The sequence below is a fragment of the Pseudomonas sp. MWU349 genome (assembly GCF_017947325.1).
In the GTDB taxonomy this organism is placed as follows: Bacteria; Pseudomonadota; Gammaproteobacteria; order Pseudomonadales; family Pseudomonadaceae; genus Aquipseudomonas; species Aquipseudomonas protegens.
In genome coordinates, this window is sequence record NZ_JAFEVP010000001.1 from 1250919 (window position 1) to 1267704 (window position 16786).

Below are 16786 nucleotides of genomic sequence, written 5' to 3' on the forward strand. Positions count from 1 at the left end.
TCCAGGGCACCCAATGCGCTACAGGTTTCAGCGACGAATCGTGGCGGTGATTTTCGCGTGTGGCCCGTCGACCTGCGCAGCCCAGGCTTCAGCCGCCTGGTCGAGGGTGAAATCCAGGTAATCCACCTGAATCTGCTGCTCTTTGGCGATCTTCAGCAGACGCAGCCAGATCTGTTCACGGTCGGCCGGTGGACGCTGGCCAGTGCCGATGCACGACAGGTTGCGGAACAGCAGATCGGCGATATCCAGGTTGAGCTGGCGGCCGGCACCGGTGCCAATGGTCATGATCCGCGCGCCCCAGTTGGTGGCTTTCAGCGAGGTCAACATGGGCTGACCGCACACTAGGTCGAGCACCACATCAAATCCACCATCAGCCGCATCTTTCAGCGCCGCGACATCATCGCTGCCGCCCAGGGTCACCACCTCATCAGCGAGGCCTCGCGACTTCAGACGGCCCAGTGCCTCACCGGATCGCGCCGCACCCACCACCTTACCGGCGCCCAAGCCGCGCGCCAGTTGCAGGGCGATCTGGCCGAGGGTGCCGGTGGCGCCCAAAATCAGCACCTTTTCACCTTTCTGAATCCCTGCTTTCTCCAGCGGCACGATGGCGCCCGTTGCAGCGATACCCATGCTGATAGCGGTTTTATCGTCGATGTCGTCCGGCACGTTCCACACTTCGGCTTGTGGCACAAGGGTGCGCTCGGCCCAGGCACCGAACGGCAACACCGAGCGCTCGCCGAAATACACCCGACGGCCATCTGGTGCACGACCTACGCCTTCGCCGCGAATGACACACGGGTATTCAACGCCGAGACGGTAGGCACCAAGTACATCCCAGCCCCCCAGGCCAGCGGTATCGACATCGATCAGCACCGCGCCGTCTTGCGGTTGAGGGTCACGAAACTCGCCGACGACCGGTGGCGCATTGCGCTCGGAAATAATGGCTGCACGCATGGCATTCTCCTTGTCTATTTTATTGTCAGGCTGCACTTGCGGTAATAATTGAACATTATTTAGTTATCTGTCTATGTTTACTTAAGGCGATCTGCCTAACCCACCGCCAAAGGCTCCGTCCGAAATCGCGGATATCCGCCCAGCGTCAGTAGGAGCAAGGGTCCGACGACAAAGCAGATAAAACTGAACAGCAGCATCGCCGAGTAACCACCGGTGAGTTTGAACAACCCCGCGAACAGCAACGGTGAGGTCGCGGCGCCGGCCGTGATCAAGCCCAGGTGCGCGCCAAACAAACGGCCGTAATCGCGCATGCCGAAGTAGCGGGCGATCAAAAAGGCCGCAATATCAAACTCGGCGCCCGCTCCCACACCCACCAGCAAAGTGGCGAGGGTATAAAGGACAATGCTGGAGTCGCCGTAGGCAAAAATGCCGCAGGCAAACGCTGGCATCAGTAGCGCCAGCGAGGCGACACCGGGCGCCCACAACCGGTCGATCAGGTAACCCACCAGCAACCGCCCAAGGATCAGCGACACCCCGAAGCTGGCGAAAACCTGGCTGGCCTGCAGGGCACTCAGACCACGGTCCTGCAGCAAGGGCACGATGTTGGTGACCATGCCCACCACGCACGACACCACCAGCGTCATCGACAGATTGCATACCCAGAAGCGCCACGAACGCAGCGCCTCGCGCAGCAGCAGTCCGCCGGTTCGTACGCTGGCGGCCGGGAGTGTCGCCGTGTGATGACTGGCATCGGCACTCGGCAATAACCAGCGCAATGCCAAGGGCAACGCCAGCAGCACCGGCAACACCCCCAACGCCAGAAAGCCTGCCTGCCAGTTCCAGCGGCTGATCGCCCAGGCGGTGATCAGCGGCAGCATGATCGCCGCCAGCCCGGAGCCGCTGAGGATGATCGCCAGCGCCAGGCCGCGGTTTTCCTCGAACCACAAGTTGACCAGGTGCGACCAGGTCACCTGTAACGTCCCCAACCCGGCCAGCGGCACCAGGAAAAATCCCAGGTAAAGGGTCCAGATCGAGCCATTGATGCAGCTCAGAGTGAAGACGCTCAGGGACAGCGCCAACAGCGACAGCAACGTGACCCGGCGCAAGCCATAGCGCAAGTTGAGCCAACCAGCCAGTTGCGACGCGACGATGGTGCCCAGCGACAGCGCGGTGATTGCCGCCTGCAACTCCGCCCTGCCCCAGCCCATGGCCTGTTCCAGGGGTATCACCATGGAGCTGAAGCTGTACAGCAACAGTGAACTGGAACTGGTAGCGACGCCAACCAGCGCCAGAATCAGCACCCGCCAACCGTGTTTGAACTCTGCGTTATCAAAGCCTTTCATGGTAGTGACCTCAGTCATTGCCGATAAACACAGCCGCTTCCGCGCTCTTGCCCAGAACAAGGGTGCGCCGTGCCGAACCGGGTGAATGGCCCGAAGTTAGGGTGTCTTCGGGGTGAATCAGCGTCGGGCCATTGCCCAGCTCCTCAAGGGCCAGCAGCGCCAGGTCCTCGGCCTTGGGCAAGGTCATGCTCAGTGCGTCGGGAATGTTCAGCTTGACCATGGCCTCGCGCATGGTCGGTGTGTCGACAGTGCCGATGAGCAGGTTGAGCACATCCACGCCGCGGTCCTTCCACTCAGCCCATAACGATTCGCCTAGGTTCAGCGCAAAGCCTTTGGTTGCGGTGTACATCGCCAGTTTGCGAATACCCCCCAATGCGGCCTGGGACCCCACCAGCAGCAATCCGCCCTGGCCGCGCTCGAGCATCGCGGCACCAAAGGCGTGGCTGCATTGCATGACAGTCAGGCAATTGAGGCGCATCAAAGCGCCCCAATCCTTGGCTGAGGTATCGAGAAAGCGCGTGATATAAGGATCACCACCGGCGTTGTAGATAAACAGGCCGACTTGCCGCTCACCCACCGCTGCCTGCAACCGCTCGCAGGCAGCGGCATGAGAAAGGTCCTGGATCACCACCAGCACCTCAACGGCATAACGATCCTCCAGCTCGTTTTTCAACTGCGCCAGGGCATCGCCACGCCGCGCCACCAGTACGCAGTTGAGCCCGCGCTCGGCCAATGAACGGGCAAACGCCGAGCCCACGCCATGGGAAGCGCCGGCGATCACGGCCCAAGGGCCATATCGATGCAAGAAGGCATTATCAGGAACAGACATAAACACTCCGAGAACAGGGGCCCGGCCAGGCGCCGGGCGCAGAAGGCTTCACCGGGTCAGACGACTGGCGGCAGGTCGATGTGGCTGGCGGAGGCGCCGATGGCAGTATCGCCATAGACCAGAACGCGACGCTCGATGTGCGCCATGAACAGGCGCAGCAAAGGTTCGTCGTACTCGGGACCAGCGCTTTTGACGAACGCTTCCAACGCAACATCGATTTCGTCGTAGTCGCTAAACGTGCGCTCCAGCAGGACCTGCACCTCCTGTTGCTCCAACTCGCGCAAGTACCGCTCCATGGCATCACCACGGCCTAGATACTCGATCAGTTTGCTCACGGCGCGCAGTTTGGTTTGCTGAAAATCGCTGCCCACTTCCACTTGCGCCAAGGCATCGGCGAGCATGCTCAGCAACTGCGCATTCGGGCCGCTGCTGACAATGTCCAGTGATGGCGTTTGCAGAGGCACACCCATGGCTTCAGCCAGCGCATGCACCACCACTCGGCGCAAGGCGATATCAAACTCGGTGTAAGTGTCATGTGGGTCACCCGGTTGTGGCGTGGCCACCGATGCCGAAAATTGCATCGTACTGACGGTGGCAAACAGTGCGGTGTGGTAACGCACGACATCGGGGTCCGCCGGTTCGCCGGTCACTTGCTGATAGTAGCGATACAGGTCCGCAAAACGGTCTCCGAGCGGCTCGTAGTTGTCGCGCATGCGCGCCGACGCCAGGTCGGCCAGCGGATCGCCAATCATGGCGAACTCGAAATCGTAGAGGCCATGTACCTGGCCGTTCTCGAACAGGAACTGGCCCGAGTCGTACTGCACGAAAGCAGGTCGGGTACGGTGCCGGGGCACATTGCGGCGCAACCAGCCGAGGGCGAATTCGGCCAGTGGCTGAGGTCTGGTTTTATTGCGTGCATACAGCGGGTAGTAAGCTTCCAGCCCTGCGAGGGTAATGTCTTCGGCACTGGTCGGCAGTTGAATGCCCTGGTCAATGAACGGTTGCAACGGCAGTTGGTGCATGCGCGCCATGGCGTCGACCCACTGGCGTGCGACGGCATGGCGCTCACTATCAGAGCTCGCCGTGCTGACGTCACGAGTCCCCGGCACCCGCTCCATCACGATGGCTTGCGGGTCTTCACAGAAACCGTAGATACGCGGCACCGGCACGCCTTGCTGACCGAGCAAGGTGAGAATATCCGCCTCCCGGCGCAGGTCCGGGAAGGGGCTGACATCCCCGCCGCGCTCGCCGCGGATATGCAGCTGCAGGGTTTCGTCCTCGCGTTGCAGTTCAACATCCCAGGCCGGGCGCCAGCGCAGCAGGCGTTGCATCGCGGTGATTTTCCCGCCCAGCAGCCCTTCGACAAAGGTACGCAGCTTTTCTTCGACCGGATCACGGGTCGCATTCAGGGTGGTTGGCATTCGGGTCTTCCTCAGGCGCTGGTGTCCAGCGCCGCTATCAATGGGCGCTGGTCACACCAGCGTTGGGCCCGCCGACCTGCTCCAGCGGCACGCCCTTTTTCTTCGCCAGGTCGGCGGTGTCCAGGTACTCGCGCCAGGCACAGATGAGCCCGTCGTCGTCCAGCTCATACACCGCCACCATCGAGTGCGGCATGGGCACGCCGTTGCTGACGCAGTAATCGTCACGTTCGGTCATCACCACGCGGTCGGAGGAAACGATGTGCCGCGTGGTGCACAGGTTGTGCGTGACATAACTCATCTGCCGCTCGATCTCGCGGCGTAGCGCGTCGCGTCCGCGGATCACCGGCCCACCCGGCACCCACAATTGCCAGACGGCGTCTTCGGCGAAAGTCGCCATGATGCGTTCGATATCCGGGCGGCTGCCGTCGCTGCCATCGCCCCAGGCGGCGAGCATGTCGAGGATGAAGCGTTCCTGTTCGAGTGCCATAAAGAGGCTCCAGTGCAGTGAAGGAATCGGGATCAGGCCGATGCGTTGGGCAACAGGAAATTGCGCACCACCGGCACCATCGGCGTGCCGCAACTCATGCCGCCGTCCACACGCATCAGCGTGCCGTTGACGTAGGCGGCATCGTCGCTGGCGAGGAAGGCCGCCATGGCGGCGATGTCTTGCGGCTCACCCAGTTGCGGTACGTTTTGCAGGTCGAGAAAGGCCGCCTTCATGGCTTCGTTGGCCCAGCTTTCCATGGCCGGCGTGCGGATCACGCCCGGCAAGATGCCGTTGCAACGAATGCCGCGCTTGCCAAACGTGGCGGCGATGCTTTGCACATACCAGTTGAGCGCGGCCTTGGAGGCGCCATAGCTGAACTGGGAGATCTCGCCGGCAATCGAGCTGGTGGACGAGGTGAACAGGATCGAGCCGCTGCCTTGGGCGAGCATGTGCGGCAAGGCGTATTTGCATGCCAGCACACCGCCGAGCACGTTGACCCGCATGCAGTTGTGGAACAGCTCGGTGTTGAAGTGGATGAAGTCGATATCGCGGGTGGTGGCCGGGTTTCGGTACACCGCATTGTTGAACAGCACGTCGATACGGCCGAAGACCTGGAGGGTCTGCTCGATCATCAGGCGCAAGGCGTCTTCATCGCCGACGTCCACTTGCAAGGCCAGCGCGTTACCGCCAATTTCAGCCGCCACGGCCTGCGCCGATTCGCCGAACAGATCGGTGACCACCACCCTGGCGCCCTCAGCGGCAAACCGCAGGGCCGAGGCACGGCCGATGCCGCTGCCCGCGCCGGTGATCACACAGACTTTGCCGTCTAAACGTTTCAGGATTTCGCTCATAAAGGGGTCTCGGGACAGATAAAAAAATCGGCGCCCCTGGCGAGCGCCGAAAAGGAGCGTGAGGTCAGCGGGTCTGGCCACCGGCGATGGTCTGCGGGTTGGCTTCGCGCTCGGCGACCGGTTCCTGGCGGTAACGCGTCGGGCCGTTGCCAAACATGCCGTACTGGTCACGCGTGAAGTCGTACAGCGAGTAGGAGTCCTGCTGCGGATTGTTCGGAATGCCGTAGGCCTCGATGTTGTATTGCGAGCCGGTGCGGAACAGCGCGCCGCTGTCGTCCCAGGCGTCGTACACCGCGGCGCCGAAGGTGTCTTCGTCGATGTAGTAACGGCGTTTTTTCTGCGCATGACGAACGCCGTCCTTGCGAGTCGCTTCGACCACCCACACGCGGTGCAGCTCCCAGCGCTCACAGGCGGGGTTGATGTGTTTGGGCATGAGTTTCTTGTCCATGTCGCAACCCCATTTCAGCGTGTAGTTGCTGTAGGGGATGAACATTTCCTTCTTGCCCACCAGCTTCCAGTCGAAGCGATCCATCTTCCCGGAGAACAGGAAGATTTCGTCGTAGAACGCCACCCCGCCGAACGCCGAGTTGGGGGTGTCGTAGTTGAATTCCGGAGCCTTGCGCACGCGCCGTTGGCCGGTGCTGTAGCTCCAGGCGTAGCGCGAGTCGGCGACCGGATCGAGGTAATCCCAATAGCCGGAGGCCTGCCCCGCCGTACGGGCCGGCGCGACGATGCGCGACCAGATCCGCTGGGCAATTTTCGGATCACGCCCGGGTACATCCAGTTGATAGAAGGGTTTTTCGCCGGTGGACCGGTTGGTGTTGGTCAGCGTCGCGTGACCTTCGTTGACCACATAGGCACTGTGATTCCAGTCCCAACCATTCACGCCCTGATAGTTGAGGATGTAGTTCCACATCACTTCCCTACCATCGCGTGGCAGCGCAAATGGCAGGCCGCCACGGCAGCCTTCGCTGATCGACAGGCCGTCGTTCTCGGTTTTGCAGTCCTTGCGGCTGGCGTTGCGCTGCGTGGCAGCGAGAAAATTCGCCGGAAAAGTCGCCGTCCGGTGGGTCGGGTAGACCTCGAGGTAATAGGTGTCGGGGTTCTGCTTGAGCAGTTGCAGTTGTCCGGCCGCCAGTTGGTCAGCGTACTGGTCGGCGTTGGCCGCGGTAATGCGCAAGCGTGGTTTTTCATCGGCAAACGGATTGGGCCAATAGCCGTCGCCGGGGACCAGACCGGCCGGGACTTTCAAGCCACCGTCGTACGGCGGGATGGTGCCCGCCGCGTTGCCCGCCACGATCGCGCCAAACGCCGTGAGTTTGCCGCCGAGGTCGGCCGTGGTGAAGCTTTCATCGGCCGCAGCCGATCCCGCCATAGCGAGGGCCAGCAGGCCCATCGCGTATGAATTAACTGTCATGACGTTCTCCAATCAGAGGATGAGTGCCGAGTCCGGCGCTCACTGCAGTGCAATTCAGGGGGGTGTTCAGAACGCGGTGCTGAGGGTCAGGGAGACCCAGTTGCGGTCGGTCAGGCCGACGTCACCGGTACCGCCGACGACGGTTTTGCCGACACCTGCGACATCCGCGTATTTGCGCTCGCTGCCGTAGCCGATGTAGGACAGGGTCACGTCATAGCGCTCGTCGTAGGTGCCCTTGATCCCGGCCTTCCAGGTGTATTTGCCTTCGCTGCCGCCGCCCGTTGCAGCGTTGCCGCTGACGCCGTAATCCACGCTCATGGGCGCGGAAATGTTCCAGCCGGGGAACACGCCCAGCCATTGCGGTGCAAAGCTGACGGCGAGGCCGACGTAGTTTTTTGTGGCGCAGCCGTAGTGTTTGTCCTGCCCGGCCGGGCAGCCGCTGTAGCCCTCGCCCTTGTACAGCTCCTCATGCTTGGTCACTCGTTCGACATGACTGAAGGCCATTTCGGTGATCAGGCTGCCGGTGTCGAAATAATCAGTACGCGGCAACAGCCACAGACCGTTGACCACCATGTGCCAGGTGTCACCGCGGGCGCCCTGGTTGTCGCTGGTGCTGATGTTGCTGGAGACCAGCGAGGTGTTCTGCCGATACGACAGGTCGACGCCGAGGGAGCCGCCGCCCAGCACCGGGCCGGCGGAATAGCCCAGGCCGTAGAGCTTGACGTTCTCGGCGTACACATAACGGGCAAAGGTCGGCGCCACTTGCAGGCCCCACGGGTTGTAATCATCGAACTCGCGATAGAACGCGCTGACCTCCGAGTGCAGGAAGTCAAAGCTGTAGGTGCCCATCACGCCCCAATTGCCCCGGTCCTTGGGTTTGACCGGGTCGATCAACGGCCGCGAGACACCGCTGAACAACGGCAGGCGATCCGGCCCTTCCAGCGCGACGTCGGCTGAGGCCAGATAGGTGCCGCCTTCAGGTGCGCGTGTGGTGTCCCATTCGAAGAAGTATTGCGCTGCCAGCGATAACTTGTCGGTGACCTGCGCCTGGGTGGAAATCTGTGTCAACGGCAGGAAGATTTCACGGGTCTCGGTTCCCGGATTGCTCACCGCCTTGCGCCCATCCAGCGGCGCTTGCGAGTAAGACACCGCGTGCCCGGCAATCAGCAGACCGTTGCCCCAATACACCGTATGCCGACCGGCCCGCACGCTGACTGGAACGTCACCGAGGTCGAAGCGCGTAAACGCGAAGGCGTCCAGTAATTCGCCGCTGGGCCCGCGGTGGTAACGCTTGGTGAAACTGGAGTATTTGCCATTGGTGTAGCTCGGCGTGCTGCTACCGGGAAACGCGCCGGGGTAATAGACATTGCCAGGACTGGTTTCAACATCGGTGTCTGCATAGGCCTGGTCGTACCAGCCCGCGCCGCTGATACGGAAGCCGTTGTACTGCTTGTAGGCCACCTCCATCTCGCTCATCAGGTCAACCCGGTTGGTGACCACATCACCTTTATCGAACTTGGCGTCGGACTCGTCGTAACTGGCGTTATTGGCCAAGGCGGAATCGCGCCCTTCAGCCCGTATGCCGAGGTTGTAGCGCACGGTGTTGTCCCATCGTGCGGTCAGGTCCGGATTGCCGGTATCAAACTCGACGGCCTGACTCTGGCCGACGATGAAGGCACAGCCGGTCACGCTGAACCAGGCAGCCAGGCTTAACGGCTTTCGTTTTGCGTCGATCATCAACACTCCCCTTACATTCTTGTTGTTATTGGCAGCCGAGGCGTTGGGCCGTCTGGAACGGCGCCGATGAGCGCACCTCTCAGGGCCTTCGGTGTGATTTGAAGTAGACGGGAGGGGGTGGTTGGCGCACAACGATTCGGCGCATTGCTGAAATGCATTTTGCTATTGGTCAAATGCGCGAGCAGCGCAGACAGGGATCGACAGACGATCGAAGCGTATTTGAATAACCAATACCGACCCGTCGTTTTTGTGATTTTACGATGGCTGACCCGCTCCCTAGACTCCGGCCAATAACCAGCAACGCCGTGCTCCTGGCGTCGCCATGACAATAAAGCCTGGAGGATGAACATGAGTGCGCCCCCGTCCCTGGAAGACAAGTACGTGCAGCACAGCGGAAAAGTTTTGCTCACCGGGATTCAGGCGCTGGTGCGCCTGCCGTTGATGCAACGCCAACGCGACCTGGCCAACGGTTTGAATACCGCCGGCTTTATTTCCGGCTACCGCGGCTCGCCGCTGGGCGGTTTCGACCAGGCGTTGTGGAAGGCCCGCGACTACCTCAAGGAGCACCACACGGTGTTCCATCCAGGCATGAACGAAGACCTCGCCGCGACCTCGATCTGGGGCACGCAACAGGTCAATATCTTCGAAGGCGCGACCTACGATGGCGTGTTCGGCATGTGGTACGGCAAGGGCCCGGGCGTCGACCGCTGTGGCGATGTGTTCCGCCACGCCAACGCCGCCGGCACCTCGCAATTCGGCGGTGTGCTGGCGATTGCCGGCGATGACCATGGCGCGCGCTCGTCCTCGCTGCCACACCAGACCGAGCACATTTTCAAAGCGGTCATGATGCCGGTGCTGGCGCCGTCGGGTGTGCAGGAGTACCTCGACTACGGCATGCACGGCTGGGCCATGTCGCGCTATTCGGGTTGCTGGGTCGCCCTCAAGGCGGTCGCCGATACCGTGGAAAGCGCCGCCGTTGTCGACATTGATATTCATCGCGTGCAGCCAATCATTCCCGACATCCCGCTGCCCCCGGGCGGCCTGAACATCCGCTGGCCCGATCCACCGCTGGCTCAGGAACAGCGCCTGCTCGAACACAAGCTGTATGCCGCCCTCGCTTACGCCCGCGCCAACCGTCTCGACCGTGTAGTGATGGATTCGCCGAAAGCGCGCATCGGTATCATCACCTCCGGCAAATCCTATCTCGACGTTTGCCAGGCGCTGAAAATCCTCGGCATCGACGACACCCTCGCCCGGCAGATTGGCCTGCGGGTGTACAAGGTTGGCATGGTCTGGCCGCTGGAAGCGGAAGGCGTGCGCCAGTTCGCCGAGGGCCTGGAAGAAATCGTGGTGGTCGAAGAAAAACGCCACATGATCGAATACCAGTTGAAGGAAGAACTCTACAACTGGCGCGAAGACGTACGCCCACGCATTGTCGGCAAGTTTGACGACAAGGGTGAATGGAGCCTGCCGCACACCGGTTGGTTGCTGCCAGCCATCAACGACCTGACCCCGGCGATGATCGCCCGTGCGCTGGCCAAACGCATTTTGCGCTTGCATCAGAACGGCCCGCTGCAAGTGCGCCTGGCCGTGCTGGACGCGCAACTGGCCAGCAAAGGCCAGTTCACCAACCTGATGGAGCGCGTGCCCCACTACTGTTCCGGATGCCCGCACAACACCTCGACAAAAGTCCCCCAGGGCAGCCGTGCGCTGGCCGGCATCGGCTGCCATTACATGGCCGCGTGGATCTACCCCCAGACGCAGACCTTCAGCCAGATGGGCGGCGAAGGAGTGGCCTGGATTGGTCAGGCACCGTTTACCACCACCCAGCATGTGTTCGCCAACCTCGGCGACGGGACTTATTTCCACTCCGGCATTCTGGCGATTCGGGCGGCCATCGCGGCCAAGGTGCAAATCACTTACAAGATTCTTTACAACGACGCGGTGGCCATGACCGGCGGCCAACCCGTCGACGGCAGCCTCAGCGTTGCGCAGATCAGCCGCCAGCTCACTGCCGAAGGCGTGCAGCGGGTGGTGGTAGTCAGCGACGATGTCGAGAAATACCAGCACATCCATGACCTGGCCGATGGCGTGCCGGTGCTGCGACGCGACAAGATGGACGATGTGCAGGAACAGTTACGCGAATTCAAGGGTGTCTCGGCCATCATCTATGACCAGACCTGCGCCGCTGAAAAACGTCGCCGTCGCAAACGTGGCGCATTCCCCGATCCGGCGCGGCGGGTGGTAATCAACGAAGCGGTGTGCGAAGGCTGTGGCGATTGCAGCAGCAAATCCAATTGCATGTCGGTGGTGGCGGTAGACACCGAGTACGGCCGCAAGCGCCAGATCGACCAATCTTCCTGCAACAAGGACTTCACCTGCCTCAACGGTTTCTGCCCGAGTTTTGTCACGGTCGAAGGCGGTTCGTTGCGCAAACCGAAAGCACTGGCGGCGAAAGCGGATGAAGTTTGGGAGTTGCCCACACCTGCGACCGTAGCGCTCGATGAGCCCTATAGCATTCTGGTGACCGGCGTCGGTGGCACCGGCGTGGTGACCATCGGCGCCTTGTTGGGGATGGCGGCGTTTATCGAGGGCAAAGGCACGCTCAACCTCGACATGGCCGGCATGGCGCAAAAAGGTGGCGCTGTGTGGTCGCACATCCGCATTGCCGCGCACCAGCATCAACTGTTCGCACCGCGTATCGCCGAAGGTGAAGCGGCCCTGCTGCTGGGCTGTGACCTGGTGGTCAGTGCCAACACCGAAACCCTGTCCAAGCTGCGCCAGGGCGTGACCCATGCGCTGGTCAACAGCGAGGAAAGTATCACCAGCGCCTTTGTGCGCACCTTCGCCCAACAGGCGCAGAGCGGTGATTTGCGTAAGCACCCGGACCCGACCTTCCAGACCCAAAGCATGTCCGCCCAAATCGCTGAAGCGGTCGGCCATGCCCAGGCTGACTTTGTCGACGCGAGCAGAATTGCCACGGCGTTGATGGGCGATTCGATTGCCACCAACACCTTCATGCTCGGCTATGCCTACCAGAAAGGCTGGTTGCCGGTGGGCGAAGCGGCATTGCTGCAGGCCATCGAATTAAATGGCACGGCGGTGCCGTTCAACCTCTCGGCGTTTGCCTGGGGCCGGCGCAGTGCCAATGACCTGTCACGCGTCTTGCGCAAGCTGGAAGCCGGCAACGTGCAGAACGCTGACCGGGTGTTGTCGCAGGATCTGGAAGAAACCTTGGAGCGGCGCATGGCGTTCCTCACCGCCTACCAGAACAAGGTGTTTGCCCAAGGTTACCGGCGACGGGTCGAGCAGTTCATGAAGGCGGAAACCGCGTTGGTCGGTCGTCCCGGAAAATTGTCCGAGAGCGTTGCCCGCTATTACTTCAAGGTGCTGGCGATCAAGGATGAATACGAAGTGGCACGTCTGTTCACCGACGGCCAGTTCCTCGAAAAAATCCAGGCCAGCTTCGAGGGCGACTACCGCCTGCGCTTCCACCTGGCGCCGCCCTTGTTGAACGATAACGGCAGCGGTCGTGAGCCGAAAAAACGCAGCTTCGGCCCGTGGATGCTGCAAGGCTTCAAGCTGCTGGCACGGTTCAAAGTCCTGCGCAACACCTGGCTCGATCCGTTCGGCCGCACCCACGAGCGCAAGATTGAACGCAACTGGCTGGCCAGCTACGAACGGGTGCTCGACGAAGTGCTGACCGGTTTGACCGCCGACAAGCTGAGTCTGGCTCAGCAACTGGTGGAATTGCCGGACAGCGTCCGCGGTTATGGCCCGGTCAAGGAGCGCTTCCTCGTACACGCCGAACAGCGCCAGGCACAATTGCTGGAGCAATGGCGCAACGGCTCGGGCGGGCAGTTTCACGATGCCAGCCGGGGCAGCGGAAAAATCGCTGTCACGCAACTGTAAATCCCAACGCCCGGGCCGCACGCGATGCGGCCTGGGATGCTGGCTAAAACAATAAGGTCAACCGATGAATGAAGCACTGAGCAGAAACTACGAGGAGATTCTCCGCGGCGTGGGTGAAGATCCGCGCCGTGAAGGCTTGCTGGACACTCCAAAGCGCGCGGCGAAAGCCATGCAGTATTTGTGTCATGGCTATCAGCAAAGCCTTGAACAGGTCGTCAACGGCGCGCTGTTCGAGTCGGACAACGATGAGATGGTGATCGTCCGTGACATCGAACTGTATTCCCTGTGCGAACATCATCTGTTGCCATTCATTGGCAAGGCCCATGTCGCCTACATCCCCACCGGCAAAGTACTGGGGCTGTCGAAGGTGGCGCGCATTGTCGATATGTACGCCCGTCGCTTGCAGATTCAGGAAAACCTGACCCGGCAGATTGCCGACGCGATTGCCCGGGTAACCGATGCCGCCGGCGTGGCGGTGGTGATCGAGGCCAAACACATGTGCATGATGATGCGCGGCGTGGAAAAGCAGAACTCGGTGATGAGCACATCGGTGATGCTCGGTGCATTCCGCGAGTCGTACAACACGCGCCAGGAATTCCTGCGGTTGATCCGAGGGTGAACGTCGAACATCCAGGTTGACGGTCGGACCGCCTTCGCGAGCAGGCTCGCTCCCATAGGGGGTTGCTTCGCGGCTAAGGCCGCCCTGCGACTCAACTGAGCATCAGCATTCCGCCATCAATCATCAGCGTCTGCCCGGTGACGAACCGCGAACCATCGCCAGCCAGGAATACCAGCATTGGCGCCAGGTCGCGGGCCGGGTCGCCCAGTCGTCCGCCAATCGGCACCTGCCCGGCCATGAACCCATCATGCTGCTGCAATTGTTCGGCGCTCATGCTCGCGCGGGTGGCCTCGTACATCGGCGTCCACATTGCCGGGGCAATGGCGTTGACTGTGATACCCAGCGGGCCCCACTCGCGCGCAACGGTGCGGGTCCACGCCAGCACCGCGCCCTTGCTGGCAGCGTAATGGGCTTTGCCGGGCTGGCCGATCACTCCCGCCGCAGAGGCGAAGTTGATGATTCGCCCGCCGCTGCTCTTCAGCCGTTCGTAGGCCGCCCGGTTGGTCAGGAATGTGCCACGGGTGTTCACCGCAAAGACCTGTTCCCACTCGTCCAGTGTGATGCAATCGGCGCGGGCATTCGGCGCGATGCCTGCCGCGTGGACCAACACATCCAGACCGTCGAGCTGCTCGTCGGCACAGGCGAAGGCAGCGTCTACCGAGTGGCGGTCAGCGATGTCGCAGATTCGCGTGTGCGCCCAACCACCGCCCTCGCCCGTTATCGAGGGTGCATCCGCCAGGTCGAGACTGACGACATGCGCGCCCTCCTCCACAAAGGCCTTGACCACTGCGGCGCCGATACCCCGGGCGCCTCCCGTGACGATGATTCGTTTACCGACCAGTTGCATGGCGTGTTCCTCTGTTTATCCGGTTGCTGGATCGATGCGCTGCAATGCCGTAGCGAACAGGCGCAAGGCTGAGGCATGGTGTTTTTTACCCGTGATCATCGAGGCCTTGCCCGCACAGGCACGGGCATAACTGACTTCGAGAAAGATGCCGAGCTTGAAGCCGGCCAGCACCAGGTACCAGGTGAAATCGGCCAGCGAGCGTGAGCTGCCGGCGCGGTAATGGGCGACCAGTTCATCGCTGCTGCAAAAGCCTTCCCACGGGTGCACTTCGATGGTGCCGGCGCCATGACCGTCGGCATCGGGCCAGGTGACCACCAGCCAGGCCAGGTCGAGCAACGGATCACCAATGGTCGCCAGTTCCCAATCCACCACGGCGGCCAACTCCCCGCTGTCGTGCCGGAACATTACGTTGGACAGGTGAAAATCGCCATGCTGAATACCCGCACGGAACTGCTGCGGGCAATGTTCGCTCAGCCACCGGGACAACCGCGCAAGCCCCGGCAAGCCACTGGCGCCAGGCCAACCGGGGTAGCCTTTGACAGAGTCCAGCTGCGCCAGCCAGCGTGAGACCTGACGCTGATGGAAACCGTCCGGACGACCAAAATCTGCCAGCCCTGCGACCTGATAATCGATGTCGCCGAGGTGCAGCAAGGCATCCACCATCGCCAGGCCCATGCGCCGGCGCAGCGCCGGCCGATCGGCGTGGGGAGGTGGCAATCCCGCAGCGTTATTGGGATTGAAGCCGTATACCGGCTCCATCAAATAGAAACTGACGCCCAGGACGGACGGGTCAGTGCAGTCGGCGATCAAACCGGCATGGGGCACCGGCGATCCGGCCAGCGCCTTGAGCAGGCGCGCTTCGCGGGCGATGGTTTTACTGCCGACTTCGCGCAGTTCCCTGGAGGGTCGGCGCAGCACGAACTCGCGCGCGCCGCGCCGGAAGCGCAGCAACAGATTTTGCGTGCCTCCGGTCAAGGGTTGAGCTGCCTCGATAGGGCTGTGTTCCAGGCCCTGCTCGTCCATCCACTCCGCCAAGCGCTCGAGATCGACCAGATCCTGCCAGCCGTTCATGCGTCGTGCACGCCCAGGCTGGCCAGCGCGTCGGCGTATTTTTCCCGGGCACGGGCCGCGGCGGTGGGCCGGTGATAATCCGGAAACAACCGGTCGCAGGGCTGATAGTCGCGCAACAGCTGTTTGGCGACAGTGACTTTGTGCACCTCGGTTGGCCCGTCGGCCAGTCCCATCTGGAAGGAACGGACGATGTAGCCGGTAAACGGCATTTCTTCGCTGACCCCCAGTGAACCATGCACATGCAGGGCGCGCGCGGCGATGTCATGCAGCACCTTGGGCATTGCCGCCTTTACCGCGGCAATGTCCTTGCGTACCCGTTTGTAGTCCTGGTACTGATCGATGCGCCATGCCGTGCGCATGACCAGCAAACGAAACTGTTCGAGCTCGATCCATGAGTCGGCAATTTTTTCCTGGACCATCTGTTTGTCTGCCAGGCGACCGCCTTGGGTGCTGCGCGACAGCGACCGCTCACATAGTGCATCAAGGGCTTTCTGCGCCTGGCCGATCACACGCATCGCGTGGTGCACGCGGCCGCCACCCAGCCGTACCTGGGCCACGACAAAGGCCTGGCCGGGCGCGCCGAGCATGTCACTTGCTGGCACTCGCACCTTGTCGAACGACAGGTAAGCGTGGGTGGCGGCCGGGTCATCGGCGATGCCAACGTTGCGGATAATGCTCACCCCTGGTGCATCGGCGGCGACGATGAACATCGACATGCCCTCGTACACTGACACGCTTTTATCGGTGACCGCCATCACGATATAGAACGCGGCGTAGCGGGCATTGGAGGCGAACCATTTTTCACCGCTCAGCAGCCAGTCATCGCCGTCGCGTACCGCTTCAGCGGTGAACACCGCAGGATCGGCGCCGCCCTGCGGTTCGGTCATGGCGAAACAGGACACGATATCGCCATCGAGCAACGGTTGCAGGTACCGCTGCTTCTGCGCCGAAGTGCCGTAATGCGCGAGGATCTCCCCGTTGCCGGAGTCCGGTGCCTGGCAGCCGAACACAATCGGGCCAAACAGCGAGCGGCCGAGAATTTCATTGATCAAGGCCAGGCGCACCTGGCCATAGCCGGCCCCGCCCAGCTCAGGGCCCAAATGGCAGGCCCACAACTTGCGCGCCTTGACCTGGGCTTGCAGCGGTTTGACCAACTGCTCGAACAGCGGATCGTGGATATTCCACGGACTGCCCAACACATGGTCGAGAGGTTCGACTTCTTCACGCACGAACTGATCGATCCAGTCCAGTTCCACTTGAATCTCGGGGTCGGTCTGAAAGTCCCAGGCCATGATGTT

General features: G+C 61.8%; 13 protein-coding genes. 2 read left to right on the top strand and 11 right to left on the bottom strand.

Annotated features, from left to right (window positions below; translation table 11 throughout):
- Positions 1 to 27: 27 nt before the first annotated feature.
- The 8 genes from KCG88_RS05485 to KCG88_RS05520 all read right to left on the bottom strand — a co-directional run bounded on the left by KCG88_RS05485 (position 28) and on the right by KCG88_RS05520 (position 9039).
- On the bottom strand, positions 28 to 954 hold the full coding sequence (locus tag KCG88_RS05485; protein WP_047336795.1) for a zinc-binding dehydrogenase: 927 nt from the start codon (positions 952 to 954) through the stop codon (positions 28 to 30).
- A gap of 95 nt (positions 955 to 1049) precedes the next feature.
- Positions 1050 to 2297, bottom strand: a complete 1248-nt coding sequence (locus tag KCG88_RS05490; protein ID WP_210711913.1) for an MFS transporter — start codon at positions 2295 to 2297, stop codon at positions 1050 to 1052.
- Positions 2298 to 2307: 10 nt separating this feature from the next.
- A complete protein-coding gene (locus KCG88_RS05495) occupies positions 2308 to 3126 on the bottom strand; it encodes an SDR family NAD(P)-dependent oxidoreductase (protein WP_047336793.1) in 819 nt (272 codons plus the stop codon).
- Positions 3127 to 3182: 56 nt separating this feature from the next.
- Positions 3183 to 4547, bottom strand: coding sequence for a phosphotransferase family protein (locus KCG88_RS05500; protein ID WP_210711914.1), 1365 nt, complete (start codon positions 4545 to 4547; stop codon positions 3183 to 3185).
- A gap of 37 nt (positions 4548 to 4584) precedes the next feature.
- Positions 4585 to 5034: a nuclear transport factor 2 family protein gene (locus tag KCG88_RS05505; RefSeq protein WP_210711915.1), complete on the bottom strand. Its 450-nt coding sequence runs from the start codon at positions 5032 to 5034 to the stop codon at positions 4585 to 4587.
- A 32-nt stretch (positions 5035 to 5066) separates the two neighbouring features.
- Positions 5067 to 5885: an SDR family NAD(P)-dependent oxidoreductase gene (locus KCG88_RS05510; protein ID WP_210711916.1), complete on the bottom strand. Its 819-nt coding sequence runs from the start codon at positions 5883 to 5885 to the stop codon at positions 5067 to 5069.
- 64 nt (positions 5886 to 5949) lie between these two features.
- The gene (locus KCG88_RS05515; protein ID WP_210711917.1) at positions 5950 to 7302 is read right to left on the bottom strand and encodes a DUF1329 domain-containing protein; all 1353 of its coding nucleotides are present in this window, start codon (positions 7300 to 7302) and stop codon (positions 5950 to 5952) included.
- 66 nt (positions 7303 to 7368) lie between these two features.
- Positions 7369 to 9039, bottom strand: coding sequence for a DUF1302 family protein (locus KCG88_RS05520; RefSeq protein WP_210711918.1), 1671 nt, complete (start codon positions 9037 to 9039; stop codon positions 7369 to 7371).
- Positions 9040 to 9387: 348 nt separating this feature from the next.
- Between KCG88_RS05520 and KCG88_RS05525 the strand changes: the two genes are divergently transcribed.
- Both KCG88_RS05525 and folE read left to right on the top strand, forming a co-directional pair.
- Positions 9388 to 12951 carry an indolepyruvate ferredoxin oxidoreductase family protein gene (locus tag KCG88_RS05525; protein ID WP_210711919.1) on the top strand — a complete coding sequence of 1188 codons (3564 nt, stop codon included), beginning with the start codon at positions 9388 to 9390 and terminating at the stop codon, positions 12949 to 12951.
- A gap of 64 nt (positions 12952 to 13015) precedes the next feature.
- A complete protein-coding gene (gene folE / locus KCG88_RS05530; RefSeq protein ID WP_047336787.1) occupies positions 13016 to 13570 on the top strand; it encodes a GTP cyclohydrolase I FolE in 555 nt (184 codons plus the stop codon).
- Between the two features lie 91 nt (positions 13571 to 13661).
- On the opposite strand, the gene KCG88_RS05535 is transcribed toward folE, so the two are convergent.
- The 3 genes from KCG88_RS05535 to KCG88_RS05545 are packed head-to-tail and all read right to left on the bottom strand — an operon-like array spanning position 13662 to position 16780.
- On the bottom strand, positions 13662 to 14417 hold the full coding sequence (locus KCG88_RS05535) for an SDR family NAD(P)-dependent oxidoreductase (protein ID WP_047336786.1): 756 nt from the start codon (positions 14415 to 14417) through the stop codon (positions 13662 to 13664).
- Positions 14418 to 14432: 15 nt separating this feature from the next.
- Positions 14433 to 15488: a phosphotransferase family protein gene (locus KCG88_RS05540; protein ID WP_047336785.1), complete on the bottom strand. Its 1056-nt coding sequence runs from the start codon at positions 15486 to 15488 to the stop codon at positions 14433 to 14435.
- A complete protein-coding gene (locus KCG88_RS05545; RefSeq protein ID WP_047336784.1) occupies positions 15485 to 16780 on the bottom strand; it encodes an acyl-CoA dehydrogenase family protein in 1296 nt (431 codons plus the stop codon). Before KCG88_RS05545 ends, KCG88_RS05540 begins: the two co-directional genes overlap by 4 nt.
- Positions 16781 to 16786 lie beyond the last annotated feature (6 nt).